At 54.8% G+C, this 17,554-nt stretch carries 13 protein-coding genes; 6 read left to right on the top strand and 7 right to left on the bottom strand.

The window, feature by feature from the left end; genetic code table 11:
- Positions 1 to 5 precede the first annotated feature (5 nt).
- Positions 6 to 653 carry an MBL fold metallo-hydrolase gene (locus tag EH206_RS12770; RefSeq protein ID WP_009113184.1) on the top strand — a complete coding sequence of 216 codons (648 nt, stop codon included), beginning with the start codon at positions 6 to 8 and terminating at the stop codon, positions 651 to 653.
- A 17-nt stretch (positions 654 to 670) separates the two neighbouring features.
- Here the strand turns inward: EH206_RS12770 and EH206_RS12765 are convergent, their stop codons facing one another.
- The 6 genes from EH206_RS12765 to pncB all read right to left on the bottom strand — a co-directional run bounded on the left by EH206_RS12765 (position 671) and on the right by pncB (position 7,387).
- A complete protein-coding gene (locus EH206_RS12765) occupies positions 671 to 1,354 on the bottom strand; it encodes a nucleotidyl transferase AbiEii/AbiGii toxin family protein (RefSeq protein WP_009113183.1) in 684 nt (227 codons plus the stop codon).
- Positions 1,351 to 1,647, bottom strand: coding sequence for a hypothetical protein (locus tag EH206_RS12760; protein WP_009113182.1), 297 nt, complete (start codon positions 1,645 to 1,647; stop codon positions 1,351 to 1,353). Before EH206_RS12760 ends, EH206_RS12765 begins: the two co-directional genes overlap by 4 nt.
- Positions 1,648 to 1,769: 122 nt before the next feature.
- Positions 1,770 to 2,960: an amino acid aminotransferase gene (locus EH206_RS12755; RefSeq protein WP_009113181.1), complete on the bottom strand. Its 1,191-nt coding sequence runs from the start codon at positions 2,958 to 2,960 to the stop codon at positions 1,770 to 1,772.
- 236 nt (positions 2,961 to 3,196) lie between these two features.
- Positions 3,197 to 4,285, bottom strand: coding sequence for a porin (locus tag EH206_RS12750; RefSeq protein WP_009113180.1), 1,089 nt, complete (start codon positions 4,283 to 4,285; stop codon positions 3,197 to 3,199).
- 314 nt (positions 4,286 to 4,599) lie between these two features.
- Positions 4,600 to 6,000 (bottom strand): asparagine--tRNA ligase, encoded by a 1,401-nt coding sequence (gene asnS / locus EH206_RS12745; protein WP_009113179.1) that lies wholly within the window; start codon positions 5,998 to 6,000, stop codon positions 4,600 to 4,602.
- Between the two features lie 181 nt (positions 6,001 to 6,181).
- Positions 6,182 to 7,387 carry a nicotinate phosphoribosyltransferase gene (gene pncB, locus EH206_RS12740; RefSeq protein ID WP_009113178.1) on the bottom strand — a complete coding sequence of 402 codons (1,206 nt, stop codon included), beginning with the start codon at positions 7,385 to 7,387 and terminating at the stop codon, positions 6,182 to 6,184.
- A gap of 233 nt (positions 7,388 to 7,620) precedes the next feature.
- On the opposite strand from pncB, the gene pepN reads away from it, so the two are divergent.
- The 3 genes from pepN (at position 7,621) to EH206_RS12725 (ending at position 12,186) form a co-directional block, all read left to right on the top strand.
- The gene (gene pepN / locus EH206_RS12735; protein ID WP_009113177.1) at positions 7,621 to 10,236 is read left to right on the top strand and encodes an aminopeptidase N; all 2,616 of its coding nucleotides are present in this window, start codon (positions 7,621 to 7,623) and stop codon (positions 10,234 to 10,236) included.
- A 183-nt stretch (positions 10,237 to 10,419) separates the two neighbouring features.
- The gene (gene pyrD / locus EH206_RS12730) at positions 10,420 to 11,430 is read left to right on the top strand and encodes a quinone-dependent dihydroorotate dehydrogenase (RefSeq protein WP_009113176.1); all 1,011 of its coding nucleotides are present in this window, start codon (positions 10,420 to 10,422) and stop codon (positions 11,428 to 11,430) included.
- Between the two features lie 186 nt (positions 11,431 to 11,616).
- Positions 11,617 to 12,186: a cell division protein ZapC gene (locus EH206_RS12725; RefSeq protein ID WP_009113175.1), complete on the top strand. Its 570-nt coding sequence runs from the start codon at positions 11,617 to 11,619 to the stop codon at positions 12,184 to 12,186.
- 15 nt (positions 12,187 to 12,201) lie between these two features.
- Here the strand turns inward: EH206_RS12725 and EH206_RS12720 are convergent, their stop codons facing one another.
- Positions 12,202 to 13,305: a YcbX family protein gene (locus tag EH206_RS12720; protein ID WP_009113174.1), complete on the bottom strand. Its 1,104-nt coding sequence runs from the start codon at positions 13,303 to 13,305 to the stop codon at positions 12,202 to 12,204.
- Between the two features lie 96 nt (positions 13,306 to 13,401).
- Here EH206_RS12720 and rlmKL point away from each other — a divergent pair, with 96 nt between their 5' ends.
- On the top strand, positions 13,402 to 15,525 hold the full coding sequence (gene rlmKL / locus EH206_RS12715) for a bifunctional 23S rRNA (guanine(2069)-N(7))-methyltransferase RlmK/23S rRNA (guanine(2445)-N(2))-methyltransferase RlmL (RefSeq protein ID WP_198008351.1): 2,124 nt from the start codon (positions 13,402 to 13,404) through the stop codon (positions 15,523 to 15,525).
- A 3-nt stretch (positions 15,526 to 15,528) separates the two neighbouring features.
- A complete protein-coding gene (locus tag EH206_RS12710) occupies positions 15,529 to 17,448 on the top strand; it encodes an ABC transporter ATP-binding protein (RefSeq protein ID WP_009113172.1) in 1,920 nt (639 codons plus the stop codon).
- The last annotated feature ends 106 nt before the right edge of the window (positions 17,449 to 17,554 follow it).

Below are 17,554 nucleotides of genomic sequence, written 5' to 3'. Positions count from 1 at the left end.
GCGGTATGAAATATCAAATTATCCCCGTTACGGCGTTCAGCCAGAACTGCACATTACTATGGTGCGAGCATACCAATGAGGCGGCCATCGTCGATCCCGGCGGTGATGCGGATAAGATAAAACGGGCGGTCGCCGGCGCTGGCGTCACCATTAAGCAAATCCTGCTGACCCACGGACATTTGGATCACGCCGGCGCCGCCGCCGAACTGGCCGCGTATTATCAGGTGCCGATTATCGGTCCGCAGATCGAAGACGCATTCTGGCTGGAAGGCTTGCCGGCGCAGAGCCGAATGTTCGGGCTGGATGAATGTAAAGCCTTAACGCCTTCCCGCTGGTTAAAAGAGGGTGATCAGGTCAAGATCGGCGATATTACCCTGGAGGTATTCCATTGTCCCGGCCATACGCCCGGGCATATCGTCTTCTTTGACGCGGTATCGCGTCTGGCGCAGGTGGGTGACGTTATTTTTAACGGCGGCGTGGGGCGCAGCGATTTTCCCCAGGGGGATCACCAGGCATTGATCGCCTCAATCCATAATAAACTGCTGCCGCTGGGGGATGATGTAACCTTTATTCCTGGCCATGGGCCGATATCCACCTTCGGCCGGGAGCGCCGGACCAATCCGTTTATTCGCGACGAGCCGGCGGTGTGGTAAAAACGCTGGCTGCTACGTCAGTCGGCGGTGAGCTGTGTGGAAAGTAGCATGGTCATTGGCAGGTCCCGTACGCTTTTCGCTGCGTTCACTAGCGTTCTTTTTTCCGCCGAAGTCAGGGATTGCAGATCACCATCGTCGAAGTAAACCAGTGCTTTCAGGCTTTCGCCAGGTTGAAAATTAGCGCCAAACATCAATCTGGCGGCGGCAAGCCCACATGAAAGACTGACTCCCGCGTTTATCATGGCCGCAATATCGCGATAATCTTTAGCTTCAGCACGTTGAAGTATGACTTTTACTTTGGTCGCCATCAGGTCGTTAAATGAGGCGACCTGTAATACGCGATCGTCTGTAACATCTGGGTTACCCACTCGGCCAAATCCTATTGGTCCAAAAAATGAAACTTTAACGGACTGCGTTTCTTCGGCTTCATTATCGGGTACTAATAGCGTCCAGCTATTTTCTTGATCGTGCAGAGTAGTCGAGTGATCGACAAATGAAAACGCCGATCTGATCGCCTCGCGGTCAAGCGGCCTGTCAGAAAAAAAATCAAAATCAACGGATTGCCGATGACCTAAGCGTAGGGCAATGGCCGTGACGCCATATAGTACGAATCCAAGCTTGGCAGCATTGTTCAGACTGGGCCAGAGTCGCTGCTGTGCGAGCGGCAACGCATCCATGCAAGGTTTGAAAACCGGCTTCATGCAAATCTCCGTACGGGCAGCGGCGGCACCTGATCGAATGAGCATAAATCCAGACGGTAGTGCCAGTATGCCCATGAGCGCGCGTTGAACTGCCCGGCTTCCGCATGCGCCAACACATTCCGCAGCGTATCGTCGTTGCTGTGAGCGACCAGCGTTTGCACGTCGGAATAGTCGCCGATATTCATTACCTGAGCAATAATCCGCTGGGGATAGGCGATAGCTTCATCCGGTGATTTCCACCATATATATTTGTGCGCAAGCGCTTTCAATATTTTCTGGTTGATAGATGCCATATCATATATCCATATGCCCGCTTGATAGCTCGATTCTATAGTTGCGTTGGACGTTAGACAACAGGTGGGGGAGACGTGAACCGGGTCACTTTTAATATGCGGTGACCCGGCTAAGAAGAGAATTAAAGCACGGCGACGATAGCTTCGCACAGCGGCGCCATATTTTCCGGCGTCATGCCCGCCACGTTGATTCGACCGGAGTTAACGGCGTAAACGCCGAATTCATCACGCAGGCGCAGTACCTGATCTTTAGTCAGTCCGCTGAATGAGAACATGCCGTTCTGGTCGATAATGAAAGAGAAGTCCTGCCTGGCGCCTTTCTCCTGCAAGGTATTGACAAACAGCTGGCGCATACGCTGAATACGTTCGCGCATCGCCGTCAGTTCCTGCTCCCAGATGGCCCGCAGGGTATCGTTAGCCAGAATGGTCGCCACCACGGTGGCGCCGTGAGCCGGCGGGTTGGAGTAGTTGGCGCGGATGGTCGCCTTCACCTGGCTGAAAGCGGTATCCGCGGTTGCGGTATCGGCGGCAACCAGCGTACAGGCGCCCACGCGCTCATTGTACAGGCCGAAGTTTTTGGAATAGGAACTGCAAACGATCAGCTCCTTATGTTTGGCGGCAAAAATCCGCAGACCCTCCGCATCCTCTTCCAGCCCGCGGGCAAAACCCTGATAAGCGAAATCAAACAGCGGCAGCCAGCCCTTTGCTACCGAAAGTTCGGCCAGTTGGGTCCACTGTTCGGCGGTGGGGTCAATGCCGGTCGGGTTGTGACAACAGCCGTGGAACAGCACCACATCGCCGGCCTGCGCCGCATTGAGGCTGCTTGACAGTCCGTCAAAGTCCAGGGCATGGTTGGCGGCGTCGTAGTAAGCGTATTCGCGCACGTCGAGACCGGCGGCAGAGAAAACGCCTTTATGGTTCGGCCAGCTCGGGTTGCTTATCCAGATACGTTTCGCGGTGGTCTGCCTGGCGATAAAGTCGGCGGCGACGCGCAGACCGCCCGTTCCGCCCGGAGTTTGCGCGGTACGCGCCCGTTTGTCGACGATAATGGCGCTTTGTTTACCGAACAGCAATTCCTGAGTGTATTGACTGAATGCCGGCAGACCGTCAATGCCCAGATAGTTTTTGGTAATTTCGTTTTCCAACAAAAATTGTTCTGCTTTTTTAACGCTGGTTAACACCGGCGTTTTACCGGTTTCATCTTTATAGACGCCGATGCCCAGATTGATTTTATGCGGACGTTCATCGGCGCGGAAAAGATCGGTCAGCCCAAGAATAGGGTCGGCGGGTGCGGCAGTGATATTTTCAAACATTGGTAGGGTATTCCATACAAAGATTAAGCAAGAATTTCCAGATTACCGCCAGTAAAAGGCTTTGCCAACCGTTGGGTTAAAAAAAATAAAGGGAAATAATCCGGCGGGAGGGGAAAGGCAAAATAAAAGACGCTACAAGTCGGCGCTGGTTATAGAAGAACAAAAAGGCAGCGCCGAAGCGCTGCCTTTTTTATGCAATATGTACGATTAAATAGCCACAGGCTGCACTATCAATCTTAGAACTGGTATTTCAGACCAACGGCAACGGTATCGTCGGTTCTGTTATTGCCTGCAGTACTATAGTAGTCGTTGTCGTCATCAATCAGGCTGATAACATATTCAGTCCACAGAGAGATGTTTTTGTTAAAGGCATAGGTCGCGCCGACGCTGACATATTTTTCCGCGTAATCGTTGTTGCCGCTCTGATCATCCTTGGCTTTTGAGGAAACAAAAGCCAGAGAAGGGGTCAGACCGAAATCAAAGGTATATTGCGCGACAACTTCAAACACTTTGGTTTTGTCTGCGTAAACATCTCCAGTGCCAGCCTCTACGCGGGTCAGGTTGCGGTACTGACCGTAGGTGGCCGCCAGATAGAGGTTGTTGGCATCGTATTTAAGACCGGTCGCCCAGGCTTCAGCTTTAGGGCCTTTATTGTCTTGTGACTGGGCGTTGGTGCGATCGTATGCGCCATAGGAGGCGGTAACGCCTACGCCGATATCAGACTCATAGGTCAGAGAAGTACCCCAACCGTCGCCATTGGCTTTTTCACCAATTCCAGCGGTATCACGGTCGTTTTTACCAATATACTGCAGACCAAAGCTCAGGCCATCAACCAGACCGAAGAAGTCGGAATTGCGATAAGTTGCCGCGCCGGTGGTACGACCGGTCAGACCATCCGTGTAGACACCGCTACCGCCGAATTCCGGCAGCACGTCGGTCCAAGCTAATGAATCGTAAACGATACCGTAATTACGACCATAATCGAAAGAACCGTAATCGCCGTATTTCAGACCGGCGTAAGCAAAGCGGGTTTTGCTATTTGCACCGCTGCCGGATTCTGTGCTGCTGCCGCTGAACTCATATTCGAAACGACCATAGCCGATAAGCTCATCGTTAATCTGCGTTTCGCCTTTGAAACCCAGACGGGCATGCGTCGTATCGCCATCACCCTGATTACTGTTATCACCACCAATATAATGCTTGGCATTAACACGACCGTACAGATCCAGCTTATTGCCGTCTTTGTTATAGACTTCTGCCGCGTTTGCTGCGCCAGCAGCCAACAGAGCCGGGATTACCACTGCAAGAATATTGCGCTTCATCATTATTACCCTCATTGGTGTTATTCAGACACCTGCCACTGCCATAAACAATTCCTTACGCAACTATACGAAGTATAGGGAACCATTACTGAAAGTTTGGTGTCGTCCTGTGTCTGAACGCAGTTTTCCATTCACCAGCCCGTTAATCCACTCCGAAAATGATACTAACTTCGTAATCGGGTAACAAATGGAAAAATTGTGTTACTAAAAGTAAATTTAAGGGAACTTTGTGAGCCATAACTAAAATTAAAAAAAAAGAGCCGGGAGACCCGACTCTTCTTTTCTACATATTTGTTTTACTTATATTAAATTTTTATTTAGAAACTGGCGTTTCTCGGTGTACGCGGGAAAGGAATAACGTCGCGCACATTTTGTACTCCGGTAACATAGGCGATCAGCCGCTCGAAGCCCAAACCGAAACCAGAATGCGGAATGGTGCCGTAACGGCGCAGATCCCGATACCACCAGTAGTCTTCTTTCTTCAGTCCCATCTCTTCCAGACGGTTATCCAACTGTTCCAGACGCTCTTCGCGCTGGGAACCGCCGATAATTTCACCGATTCCCGGCGCCAGTACATCCATGGCGGCGACGGTTTTACCGTCGCTGTTCATGCGCATATAGAACGCTTTGATATCTTTCGGATAGTTTTTAACCACCACCGGCGCTTTGAAGTGTTGCTCCGCCAGATAGCGTTCGTGCTCGGAAGAGAGGTCGACGCCCCAGTAAACCGGGTTTTCAAACCGTTGACCGCAGTTTTGCAGGATTTCCACGGCGTCGGTATAGTCGACCTGGGCAAAATCAGCGGTGATAAAGTTTTCCAGACGGCTGACCGCTTCCTTATCCACGCGCTGGGCGAAAAACGCCATATCGTCCGCGCGCTCATCCAGCACCGCCTGGAACACGTATTTCAACAGTTTTTCCGCCAGGCCGGCGATATCATCCAGCGAAGCAAAGGCCACTTCAGGCTCGATCATCCAGAACTCGGCCAGGTGGCGGCTGGTGTTGGAGTTTTCCGCGCGGAACGTCGGCCCGAAGGTATACACCTTGGAAAGGGCGCAGGCGTAGGTTTCGCCGTTCAACTGGCCGGATACGGTAAGAAAGGCTTCTTTGCCGAAAAAGTCTTCGCTGAAATCCACCTTGCCCTGTTCGGTGCGCGGCAGATTTTCCAGATCGAGGGTGGAAACGCGGAACATTTCGCCGGCGCCTTCGGTGTCGGAAGCGGTGATCAGCGGGGTGGAAACCCAGAAATAACCATTTTCATGAAAGAAACGGTGAATGGCCTGAGCCAGCGTATGACGAACGCGGGCCACGGCGCCGATCATGTTGGTGCGCGGACGCAAGTGCGCCACTTCGCGCAGATATTCGATGCTGTGGCGTTTGGCCGCCATCGGGTAGGTATCGGGATCGTCCACCCAGCCGACAACCTTCACCGCGGATGCCTGCAGCTCAAAGCTCTGCCCTTCGCCCGGGGAGGCCACGACTTTGCCGCTAATTTCCACCGAACAGCCGGTGGTCAGACGCAGCACATCATCTTTATAATTGGAGAGATTATTATTCACCACCGCCTGTAGTGGATTAAAGCAGGAGCCGTCATAAACGGCAACAAAGGAGATACCGGCTTTAGAATCTCTCCGGGTACGCACCCAGCCGCGCACGGTGACTTCGCTGTCAACGGCAACACGGCCTTGCAGTACGTCGACTACAGGCACTACGCTCATAAAATTCTCTCTTCAATCAAATATTGTTTAGAAACAGTGGATGACCCTGAAAAGGGTAATTCGTTATGTTACTTGCCGTCGAGCAGGACACAAGCAGAAATCGCCGGAATGCCATAAGTTTTATGCATTCCGGCGCGGGCGGGTTAAAGATCAGGCAATCATCGGGGCCGCGATGCGGCGGTCAACTGGCTTTTTTAACGCGGGGCAGGTCGAACGCCTTGCGCAATTCACTGACGAAGGCCTGATCCTGACAAATCGTTTTACCGGGGCTGTCGGAAAGTTTGGCGACGGGCTTACCGTTGCACTCCACCAGCTTGATAACGATATTCAATGGCTTAACGCCGGGAATATCGCAGGTCAGACGTGTTCCGATGCCGAACACCAGATTGATGCGCCGCCGGAAATGGCGGTAAAGGCGCAGCGCCTTATCGAGATTCAGATTATCGGAGAACACCAGCGTTTTGCTTAACGGGTCGATGTCCAGGCGCTGATAATGGGCGATGGCTTTTTCACCCCAGTCGATGGGATCGCCGGAATCATGCCGCAGTCCCTGATAAGCGGCGGCGAACGGGCGGTCGAAGTCGCGCAGAAAGGCGTCCATGGTAATACAGTCGGTTAGCGCGATGCCTAACTGGTCGGGATATTCGCGCAGCCACATCTGTAATGCCGCGCGCTGGCTGTTGGCGAGCTCCGGGCTGATTTGCTGGTGCGCCTGAAACCATTCATGGGCCTGGGTGCCAACCGGCGTCAGGTTTAGACGGCGGGCCAAATCATAGTTGCTGGTGCCGATTAAATAGGGAAACTCGGTCTGCAATGTGGCGACAATCATCCGCTGCACTTCACGGGAAAAGCGCCGGCGGGTGCCGAAATCCATCAGTCTGAAACCGCTGGTATCCACGTCCGCGCTGATTTTACGAAAGTGATCCAGCGTCTTATGCAGTTGATCAACCGCCTGAAGCGGCACGATCCGCGGCGAGCGGTTATGGTGGACGACCTCGCTGATTACCGCCAGCAGCGGGACTTCCCATAAAATCACTTCGCGCCACGGCCCGGCAATGCGGATATCCAGCCTGCCGTGATGATTTTTGATACTCACCTGCCGGGGGTTGAAACGAAATTTCCGCAACCAGTCGAGATAATCCGCTTTGAAAAAAGGCAAAGATGATAGATAGCTAAATTCTTCGTCGCTCAAAACCAGGTGCTGCATAAGATTAACCTGTTCGGCGATCTCTTCAGCATGGATCCCTAACAGCTCATCATCGCGGCAGCGGAATTCAGCCGCCACATCGACATGATAATAGTGCTGGTACACCGCCTGTTGCATATGCAGCTTATAGGCATCGGTATCCAGCACAGAGGTCAGGATCGGGGGAGTGTGTAAAGTCATAATGCGTTACAGCATCCTCGTTAGACGCGTGTCCGCTAGCGGGACAATCGGCAAGGTTCGAACAGTATACCTTGCTTGGCCAAATATTACCTTATCACAACATATTGGGGTGCCGGAGGCGAGATTCAAATGTGCTGCGGCATGATTATTATTCGCATTATTTTGTCATGGTAACATTGACGTAACAGGAATAGACTGAGTTACTGAAGCTTATAACGAGGTGAAAACTTTATATGAATCAACAGCCGCAAGTGAAATATCGCCACGACTACCGGGCACCGGATTACACCATCACCGAGATAGCGCTGGATTTCGACCTGCACGCCGAGCAAACCAGGGTAAAGGCGGTGAGCCAGGTGACGCTGCAGGGCGAGCAGGGGGCGCCGCTAAAGCTGGACGGCGAAGGCCTGAAGCTGGTGAGCCTGAGCGTGGATGGCGCGTCATGGCCGCATTACCAGCAGCAGGATGGCGGGTTGATACTGACGCAGTTGCCGGCCGAATTTACGCTGAGCATTGAAACCGAGATCAACCCGGCGGCCAATAGCGCTCTGGAAGGATTGTACCTGTCGGGCGACGCGCTGTGCACGCAGTGCGAGGCGGAAGGTTTTCGCCATATCACTTATTACCTGGACCGCCCGGACGTGCTGGCGAAATTCACCACGCGCATCACCGCCGACAGGTCGCGCTATCCCTATCTGCTTTCCAACGGCAACCGGATTGCCCAGGGGGAGCTGGCCGACGGCCGGCACTGGATCGAATGGCAGGATCCGTTCCCCAAGCCTTGTTATCTGTTCGCGCTGGTCGCCGGGGATTTTGATCTTCTGGAGGATCGTTTTACCACCCGCTCCGGCCGCGAGGTGGCGCTTGAGCTGTACGTCGATCGCGGCAATCTGGATCGCGCCGACTGGGCCATGGCTTCGTTGAAGAATGCCATGAAGTGGGACGAAACCCGCTTCGGACTGGAGTATGATCTCGACATCTATATGATTGTCGCGGTGGACTTCTTCAATATGGGGGCGATGGAAAATAAAGGGCTGAACGTATTCAACTCCAAATATGTGCTGGCCAAGGCCGAAACCGCCACCGATAAAGATTATCTGAATATTGAAGCGGTGATCGGTCATGAATATTTCCATAACTGGACCGGCAACCGCGTGACCTGCCGCGACTGGTTCCAACTGAGCTTGAAAGAAGGGCTGACGGTGTTCCGCGATCAGGAGTTCAGCTCCGATCTGGGCTCCCGCGCGGTCAACCGCATTGATAATGTGCGGGTGATGAGAGGGGCGCAGTTCGCCGAGGACGCCAGCCCGATGTCGCACCCGATTCGTCCCGATCAGGTAATAGAAATGAACAACTTCTATACGCTGACCGTATACGAAAAAGGATCGGAAGTGATTCGCATGCTGCACACCCTGCTGGGCGAGGAAAAATTCCAGGCGGGCATGCGGCTCTACTTTGAGCGCCATGACGGCAGCGCGGCGACCTGCGACGATTTTGTTCAGGCGATGGAAGACGCCTCCGGCGTGGATCTGAGGCAGTTCCGCCGCTGGTACAGCCAGTCGGGCACCCCGGTTCTGACCATCCGTGACGATTACGACGCGCCATCCCAGCAGTATGTGCTGCACGTCGCCCAGGCGACGCCGGCAGGGGCCGACAAGCAGCCAAAGCTGCCGCTGCATATTCCGCTGGATATTGAACTCTACGATGGCCAGGGAGAGACGATCCCCCTGCAAAGAAACGGGCAGCCGTTGTCTTCGGTATTGAACGTTACCGAAGCGGAACAAACCTTTATTTTCGATCAGGTTCCCTGCCAGCCGGTTCCCTCTTTATTGCGTGAGTTCTCCGCGCCGGTAAAACTGAACTATGCCTGGAGCGACGCACAGCTGACCTTTCTGATGCGCCACGCCAGCAATGCGTTTTCCCGTTGGGATGCGGCGCAGAGTCTGCTGGCGAATTACCTGCGGCTGAATGTTTCCCGCTATCAGCAACGGCAGGCGCTTTCATTGCCCATGCATGTTGTTGACGCGTTCCGCGCCATTTTGCTGGACGACAAACTGGATCCCATGCTGGCGTCGCAGATCCTGACGCTGCCGAGCGAAAATGAGATCGCCGAACTGTTCGAAACCATCGATCCGACGGCCATCGCCGCCGTGCGCGACGGCATGGTTCGGGCGCTGGCGAAAGAAATGGCGGATGAGTGGCTGGCGGTTTATCGCGCCAACCTGACGCCGCAGTACCGTATTGAACACGGCGATATCGGTAAACGCGCCCTGCGTAATATTTGCCTGTACTATCTGGCATTTGGCGATGAGGCCCAGGCGGATAAGCTGGTGAACGCGCAGTATCGGCAGGCTGATAATATGACCGACTCGCTGGCGGCGCTGTCCGCCGCGGTGAGCGCCTCGTTGCCGGGGCGCGATGCGTTGCTGGCCGACTTCGACGAGCGCTGGCATCAGGACGGTCTGGTGATGGATAAATGGTTTACCCTTCAGGCCACCAGCCCGGCGGCGGATGTGCTGGAACGGGTGCGCGAACTACAGCGGCATCGTTCGTTCAGCCTGAACAATCCCAACCGCCTGCGCGCGCTGATCGGCGCGTTTACGGCATCCAATCCTGCGGCGTTCCACGCGGAAGATGGCAGCGGTTACCGCTTCCTGACCGAGATCCTGACCGATCTCAATACCCGCAACCCGCATGTCGCGGCGCGATTAATCGAGCCTTTAATTCGTTTAAAACGCTACGACGCCAAACGGCAGGCGCTGATGCGTCAGGCGCTGGAGCAGTTAAAATCGCTGGAAAATCTGTCCGGCGATCTGTTCGAGAAGATCGGCAAAGCGTTGCAGGATTAAAGCCGGGTTTGGTATTGATCTATGCGCATGCCATTTGGCCTGCGTTTTCCATTGCGCTATTCCTGCCCAAGGAGGAATAGCGCCGGTCTCCGCGCGCAAACGTTTTACTTTCCGCAGTGATGGCACTACCATTTCGCCGTATTCCGACTTTGTTTATTTGCAATGGGGATCTCAGGAGACGATATGTTCTATCCCGTTATCAGGAAAGCTTTATTTCAGCTCGATCCAGAACGAGCGCATGAACTGACCTTCCGGCAATTACGTCGTATCACCAATACCCCTCTCGAATTTCTCGTCCGTCAGTCCGTTCCCACCAAGCCGGTCAACTGCATGGGGCTGTCGTTTAAAAACCCGCTCGGCCTGGCAGCCGGGCTGGATAAAGACGGCGACTGTATTGATGCGCTGGGCGCGATGGGGTTCGGGTTTATTGAAGTGGGCACCGTAACGCCGCGTCCGCAACCCGGAAATGATAAGCCGAGACTGTTCCGTATCGTCGAAGCGGAAGGGCTGATTAACCGCATGGGATTTAATAATCAGGGCGTCGACTATCTGGTTGAGCAGGTAAAAAAATCGCGTTTCGGCGGCGTATTAGGGATCAATATCGGTAAAAATAAAGATACGCCGGTAGAGCAGGGGAAAGAAGATTATCTGATCTGCATGGATAAGATCTATCCTTATGCCGGCTATATTGCGATAAATATCTCTTCGCCTAATACGCCGGGATTACGCAGCCTGCAATATGGAGAGGCGCTGGACGATCTTTTACTGGCTATAAAAAATAAGCAGGCCGAGTTAAATGAGAAATATCAGAAATATGTTCCGGTCGCGGTAAAGATCGCGCCGGATCTTTCCGAGAAAGAATTGATCCAGATAGCGGATAGCCTGGTGCGTCATAACATTGACGGGGTCATCGCCACCAATACCACGCTCGATCGAAAATTGATCCAGGGATTAAATTACTGCGGTCAGGACGGGGGATTAAGCGGTCGTCCTTTACAGCAGTCAAGTACGGCAATTATCCGTCGGTTATCTCAAGAATTAGCCGGACGCCTGCCGATTATCGGCGTCGGCGGTATTGATTCTTTGATTGCCGCTCGGGAAAAGCTGGATGCCGGCGCCACCTTGATTCAGATATATTCCGGCTTTATTTTCCGCGGTCCGCGACTGATTAAAGATATCGTGACGCATATTTAATCATTTCCGCCTTTCATTTATCTCCGGGGGGTTTATTTATTCCCCCGGCTGGTCTATATTTTACTCGTTTGCATAAATAAGCTATCACCACCTGCCGGTTTTTTTATTGCATAGTTTTTTATTGCATGGTTTTGCAATCAGCCATTTCCTATAAATAGGTGTAACAAAAGGCGAAGGGTAAATAATATGAAGTTGAAACCTGACGATAACTGGCGCTGGTATTTTGATACCGAACACGATCGGCTGATGCTGGATCTCGCCAACGGCATGTTATTCCGTTCGCGTTTCCCGTCTAAAATGCTAACCCCGGATGCTTTTAATGAATGCGCATTCTGCGTTGAAGACGCGGCATTATTTTTTACCTATAACGAAAAATGCCAAAAAATGACATTGAGCCGCGACCTTCAGGGCGAATTAATATTGAATGCGCTGGTCGCCAGCCGTTTTCTCAAACCGCTGATGCCCAAAAGCTGGCATTTTGTACAGCAGCCTTCAGACGCCACGCCCGCGCCGCAAACCGGCGATATTGTTCAGGTTCGACTGACGGAAAATAATGACGCGGCGTATTTCCTGGTCGCCGAGGCCGGCGATAAAGCCAGCCTGTGTCTGCTGGCTCAGGAACAGCTGATGCTGAATGGCAAGATGATAGCGCTGGGGGAGGCGATAAAAATCATGCACGACAGATTATTGCCCGTTGCCGTTCAGGGGGCGGACCAACAGACGCCGTCTCCTTTTCAGTTCGCCAAGGTGGTTTAACGCCCGGCATCTCTTCTATTGCAGCCTGATATCGCTTTGCGGAATGCAACTGCATGCGAGAATGGCGCCATTTTCGCCAACGGCGCTTTCCTTGAGTGCCGCAACTTCTCCGCCGAACAACGTCAGCTTACAGCAGCCGCATATTCCGGCACGGCAGGAATAGGGGATACGCACCCCATGCTGCTCCAGCTGTTCCAGCAGGATTTGCTGATTGTTTCCCTTCAGGCGTTGTCCCTGATATTCAATGGTTATCTTCTGCTCGCCTTGCGGTTTGAGCGCGACGCTCTCCACGACTTTACCTGAACCATAAGGACGCGGCGGTTTGGTCGCCAGCACTTCCAGCGTGTCGCCGACGCGGATAATGCCGTCGTTGCGGGCAATAAGATTGAGGCCGAAATCGATGTCGCCGTTTTCCGCGCTGCGGAAGGATTGCAGGGTCGCCAGCGGTTCGGCCGTCGGGTGCTTTCTGCCGCGTTCAATACTGACCGTGGTCAGCACGCAGCGGCTACAGGGTTTGGCGACGTCGAAAATCACCTCGCCGATTCGCAGAGTTTGCCAGCTATCTTCAGCAAACGCCGCGGCGCCTGCCACCACCAGATTAGGGCGGAACTGCTCCAGCCTGACGCCTGCCGGGCAGCGTTGGCGCAGCGTCTGCAAAGAAGCTTCATTGATTAACAAGAAAGGGTATCCGTCGGCGAAAGAGAGCGCGACGTCGGGATGTTTTTTAACCCGGCGTGATGGATTGTCGCCCACCCAGCGCAGTTGGACCGACTGCCGAAAGTAGCGGCTCAGCCAGCTATTGACGGCGTCGGGGGCCACTCGCGCCGTAAAGTGGTTGCCCCAGACTTCAGTCGGCTGCGGCGCGCCGGCGAAATCGCTAAAGCGTACGCTGGCGGTTTGCCCGTCGGGGGCGCGGATAAACAGGCCGTCCGGTAGCAGGGCCGGGGTAAACAGCACCATTTGCGGGTATTGGCGGGCGGTAATAAAGGTGCCGTCCGGCTGCGTCACCATAAAGCCGCGGTCCTGCGCCAGACCGCTTGCCGACGCCACGGCGTGGGATAACTGTAAGCCGCGCATAGATTTTACCGGATGGATATAAAGCCGCGTTACGCCGATCACCGCTGATTCCTTACTGAAGTAAAACGGCAACTTTATGACAAGCGTCACGGATTAGCTATAATGCGCCTCAATTTTCTTTTTGGTGATATCGAAGATATGAATGCTCTGTTTGCCAGCACGGCCCGTGGTCTGGAAGAATTGTTAAAAAATGAGCTTGAAGCGCTGGGCGCGCAGGCCTGTGCCGTGGTGCAAGGAGGAGTGCATTTTCAGGGCGATAATCGCCTGTTGTACCAAAGTCTGCTGTGGAGCCGCCTGGCGTCGCGCATTTTGCTGCCGCTAAACGAGTTCAAGGTGCATAGCGATCTGGATTTGTACCTCGGCGTACAGGCCATCGACTGGTCGACGATTTTCAGCGTCGACAAAACCTTCGTTGTGCATTTTACCGGCACCAACGACGATATCCGTAATAGCCAGTATGGCGCGCTGAAGGTCAAAGACGCCATTGTGGACAGCTTTACCCGCAAAACGGGGCAGCGCCCGGACGTGGCGAAACAGCAGCCGGATATCCGCATCAACGTCTTTTTACAGCGCGATACCGCCAGCGTAGCGTTGGATCTGAGCGGCGAAGGGCTGCATCAGCGCGGTTATCGCCAGCAGGCCGGTCTGGCGCCGCTGAAAGAAAACCTGGCGGCGGCCATCGTGCTGCGTTCCGGCTGGCAAAAAGAGACCCCGCTGCTCGACCCGATGTGCGGTTCCGGCACGCTGCTGATCGAAGCGGCGATGATCGCCGCCGATCGCGCGCCCGGCCTGCATCGCACCCATTGGGGCTTTAACGCCTGGCTGCGGCACGACGCCGAACTGTGGCGCGAATTGCTGACGGAAGCGCAGCAGCGCGCGCGTCAGGGATTACACCAAACCTCCGCGCGCTTTTTTGGCTCCGACAACGACCGCCGGGTGATTGAGATAGCCAGGGCTAATGCCCGTCGCGCCGGCGTCGCCGAGTTAATCACCCTGGCGGTGCAAGATGCCGCCCAGCTACGGAATCCGTTGCCGCAGGGGCCGGTCGGCACGGTGGTGAGCAATCCGCCGTACGGCGAGCGGCTGGAAAGCGAACCGGCATTGATTGCGCTGCACAATCTGCTGGGGCGCAAAATGAAAAGCGAGTTCGGCGGCTGGCAACTGTCGTTGTTCAGCGCCTCGCCGGAACTGCTCAGCTGTCTGCAACTGCGCGCCGAACGCCAGTTCAAGGCGAAAAACGGTCCGCTGGACTGCGTGCAGAAGAACTATCAGCTTGCCGCGAGCCAGGGGGAAAAGGAAAACAGCGGCCGCATCGCCGAGGATTTCGCCAACCGTCTGCGCAAGAATCTGCGCAAGCTGGAGAAATGGGCCAGGCAGCAAGGGATTGAATGCTACCGCCTGTACGATGCCGATCTGCCCGACTATAACGTGGCGGTCGACCGCTACGGCAGTTGGGTGGTGGTGCAGGAGTACGCGCCGCCGAAAACCGTGGATGCGCAGAAAGCGCGCCAGCGTTTGTTTGATGTGATTAACGCCACGCTGAGCATACTGGAGATCCCGTCGAACCAGCTGATTTTGAAAACCCGAGAGCGTCAGAAGGGCAAAAGCCAGTATGAAAAACTGGCGCAAAAGGGCGAATTTTTGCTGGTAACGGAGTATAACGCCAAACTGTGGGTCAATCTGACCGATTATCTGGACACCGGCCTGTTTCTCGATCACCGCGTAGCCCGCAAAACGCTGGGTGAAATGAGTCAGGGCAAGGATTTTCTCAACCTGTTCGCCTATACCGGCAGCGCCAGCGTGCATGCGGGGTTGGGCGGGGCGCGCAGCACCACCACGGTGGATATGTCGCGCACCTATCTGGAGTGGGCGGAAAAAAATCTGCGGGTCAACGGCCTGACCGGGCGCCAGCACCGCCTGATCCATGCCGACTGCCTGTCGTGGCTGCGCGAGGCCAACGAACAGTTTGACGTGATTTTTATCGATCCTCCCACGTTCTCCAACTCGAAACGGATGGAGGAGTCGTTTGACGTACAGCGCGATCATCTGGCGTTGATGCAGGATCTTAAGCGGCTGCTGCGTCGCGGCGGCACCATCATGTTTTCCAACAATAAGCGCGGATTCCGCATGGATACGCCGGGCCTGGCGGCGCTGGGTCTGGCGGCGCGCGAGATTACCGCCGCGACGCAATCTGCGGATTTTGCCCGCAATCGTCAGATTCATAACTGCTGGCTGCTGACCCATGCCGGCGAGGAAAAGTAACAGATGTCATTAATCAGCGTATCGGGCGCATGGCTGTCATTCAGCGATGCCCCGCTGTTAGATAACACAGAACTGCATATTGAAGAAAACGAACGCGTCTGTCTGGTGGGCCGCAACGGCGCCGGCAAGTCAACGCTGCTGAAAATTCTGGCGCGGGAAGTTCCGCTGGATGACGGGCGGATCGTCTACGAGCAGGACCTGATCGTGGCGCGCCTGCAACAGGATCCGCCGCGCGATATAGCCGGCACGGTATTTGATTTTGTAGCGGAAGGCGTCGCCGCCCAGGCGGATTATCTGAAGAATTACCACGCGACGCTGCGCCTGGTGGAGACCGATCCCAGCGAAAAGAATCTGAATCAGCTGGCGAAATTGCAGGATATTCTTGAACATCAGGGACTGTGGCAGTTGGAAAGCCGCATCCACGAAGTGCTGGAGCAACTCGGTCTGAGCGCAGACGCGCCGCTGGCCTCGCTGTCCGGCGGCTGGCTGCGTAAAGCGGCGCTGGGGCGCGCGCTGGTCAGTTCGCCCAGGGTGCTGCTGCTGGATGAGCCCACCAACCATCTGGATATTGAAACCATCGACTGGCTGGAAACCTTTCTCAAAACCTTTCAGGGCAGCATCGTATTTATTTCGCACGACCGTTCCTTTATTCGCAATATGGCGACCCGCATCGTCGATCTGGATCGCGGCAAGCTGGTTTCCTGGCCGGGCAACTACGATAAGTATCTGCAAGGGAAAGAGGAAGCCCTGCGGGTGGAAGATCTGCAAAATGCCGAGTTCGATCGCAAACTGGCGCAGGAAGAGGTGTGGATCCGCCAGGGCATCAAGGCGAGGCGCACGCGTAACGAAGGGCGGGTGCGGGCGCTGAAAGCCATGCGTCAGGAGCGTTCCCAGCGCCGTGAAGTGATGGGTTCGGCGAAAATGCAGGTGGAAGAGGCGGCGCGTTCCGGCAAGATTGTTTTCGAACTGGAGGCGGTTAACTACCAGATTGATAACAAAATTCTGGCCCGCAATTTCTCCGCTCAGGTGCAGCGCGGTGATAAAATCGCCCTGGTGGGGCCGAACGGCTGCGGTAAAACCACGCTGTTGAAGCTGATGCTGGGGGAACTGACGCCGACCGGCGGACGGGTTCACTGCGGCACCAAACTGGAAGTGGCTTATTTCGATCAGCACCGCGCCGAGCTGGATCCGGAACGTACCGTGATGGATAACCTGGCGGAAGGGAAGCAGGAGGTGATGGTCAACGGCCGTCCGCGTCATGTACTGGGATATTTGCAGGACTTCCTGTTCCACCCGAAACGGGCGATGACGCCGGTTAAAGCCCTCTCCGGCGGCGAGCGCAACCGTTTATTGCTGGCGCGCCTGTTTCTGAAACCCAGTAATCTGCTGATTCTCGATGAGCCGACCAACGATCTGGACGTGGAAACGCTGGAACTGCTGGAAGAGTTGATCGATAACTACCAGGGAACCGTGCTGCTGGTCAGTCACGATCGCCAGTTTGTCGATAATTCGGTAACGGAATGCTGGATCTTCGAAGGCGACGGGGAGATCTCCCGTTATGTCGGCGGTTACTATGACGCCCGGCAGCAGCGCGCCGAGTCTATACCGCTGCGTAGCGCGCCGGCGTCGTCCGCGCCGAATCAGTCATCCGCGTCCGTCGGCGGCACTTCCGCACCGCCCGCTAAACGCAATTCGGGAAAATTGAGCTATAACCAACAGCGTGAGTTGGATCAACTGCCGTTGCAAATCGAGCAGTTGGAGCAGCGGATTGACGCGCTGCAAACACAAATGAGCGACGCCGGTTTTTACAGCCGTCCGTATGAAGAGACCCAGCCGGTGCTGACGGCTTTGGCGGAAGCGGAAAAAAACCTGGAGTCCTGCTTTGCACGTTGGGAAGAACTTGAGGCGCAAAGGAACGGCTAATATTTAGCAACAGATGACCTGATGTCACCGCGATGGCGACATCAGGCGTATTCCTTAAGGAGATTGGCTAATAGTGTGTTCCCACCACCACCACCACCACCATCAC

Source organism: Brenneria nigrifluens DSM 30175 = ATCC 13028 (assembly GCF_005484965.1).
Taxonomy (GTDB): Bacteria; Pseudomonadota; Gammaproteobacteria; order Enterobacterales; family Enterobacteriaceae; genus Brenneria; species Brenneria nigrifluens.
Note: the sequence above shows the minus strand (reverse complement) of the source record. Positions and strands in the feature narration are given on the sequence as shown.

Bases quoted from the DNA above. Each gene is read 5' to 3' on its own strand.
- EH206_RS12770 (WP_009113184.1), top strand. From the start codon at position 6: ATGAAATATCAAATTATCCCCGTTACGGCGTTCAGCCAGAACTGCACA.
- EH206_RS12765 (WP_009113183.1), bottom strand. From the start codon at position 1,354: ATGAAGCCGGTTTTCAAACCTTGCATGGATGCGTTGCCGCTCGCACAG.
- EH206_RS12760 (WP_009113182.1), bottom strand. From the start codon at position 1,647: ATGGCATCTATCAACCAGAAAATATTGAAAGCGCTTGCGCACAAATAT.
- EH206_RS12755 (WP_009113181.1), bottom strand. From the start codon at position 2,960: ATGTTTGAAAATATCACTGCCGCACCCGCCGACCCTATTCTTGGGCTG.
- EH206_RS12750 (WP_009113180.1), bottom strand. From the start codon at position 4,285: ATGATGAAGCGCAATATTCTTGCAGTGGTAATCCCGGCTCTGTTGGCT.
- asnS (WP_009113179.1), bottom strand. From the start codon at position 6,000: ATGAGCGTAGTGCCTGTAGTCGACGTACTGCAAGGCCGTGTTGCCGTT.
- pncB (WP_009113178.1), bottom strand. From the start codon at position 7,387: ATGACTTTACACACTCCCCCGATCCTGACCTCTGTGCTGGATACCGAT.
- pepN (WP_009113177.1), top strand. From the start codon at position 7,621: ATGAATCAACAGCCGCAAGTGAAATATCGCCACGACTACCGGGCACCG.
- pyrD (WP_009113176.1), top strand. From the start codon at position 10,420: ATGTTCTATCCCGTTATCAGGAAAGCTTTATTTCAGCTCGATCCAGAA.
- EH206_RS12725 (WP_009113175.1), top strand. From the start codon at position 11,617: ATGAAGTTGAAACCTGACGATAACTGGCGCTGGTATTTTGATACCGAA.
- rlmKL (WP_198008351.1), top strand. From the start codon at position 13,402: ATGAATGCTCTGTTTGCCAGCACGGCCCGTGGTCTGGAAGAATTGTTA.
- EH206_RS12710 (WP_009113172.1), top strand. From the start codon at position 15,529: ATGTCATTAATCAGCGTATCGGGCGCATGGCTGTCATTCAGCGATGCC.